This is a genomic window from Brucella thiophenivorans (assembly GCF_002252445.1).
Classification (GTDB): domain Bacteria; phylum Pseudomonadota; class Alphaproteobacteria; order Rhizobiales; family Rhizobiaceae; genus Brucella; species Brucella thiophenivorans.
The window spans coordinates 1-436 of sequence record NZ_NNRJ01000046.1 but is presented as its reverse complement, the minus strand read 5'-3'; the positions used below and the strand labels follow the sequence as shown (position 1 = coordinate 436).

Here is a 436-nt window from a genome sequence, read left to right as displayed (position 1 = left end):
CTATGCCTGGGCCGACAACAAATACATGCTCTATGGGGAAGGTTCCATCAAAACATCCCTCAACCACTTCTCTCAAAGCTATGCTCTCAAAGGCAATGTCGGCTTTAAAGTAAAGTGGTAAAAAGTCTATGGTCTTCTGCGAATTCAGCTCTCCGGCATCGGATCGGAGGGCTGTTCGTTTCAAACGAACAAACCGGGGCTGCGGATAAAAACTTGGACTGGTTTTATGACACGATGCCAAGACTGTTTCGATATTCGATTGGGCTTCGTGCGCCAAGTGATATCTTGATCCGCTTTTCGTTGTACCACCGAATGTAGCCATCAACTTCTTTAGATGTTTGATCCCAGGTTTTGATGGTGCAATACTTTCTCAGACTTGGAGGGATGCATTATGGGACAAGTTCTACACGGCAGCGCCACGACGACTGAGGCAATC

The 436-nt window shown here is 47.0% G+C and carries 1 pseudogene; it reads right to left on the bottom strand.

The window, feature by feature from the left end:
* Positions 1-224: 224 nt before the first annotated feature.
* Positions 225-335: pseudogene (locus CEV31_RS13350) on the bottom strand (IS3 family transposase); the annotation flags it as partial.
* Between the last annotated feature and the right edge of the window lie 101 nt (positions 336-436).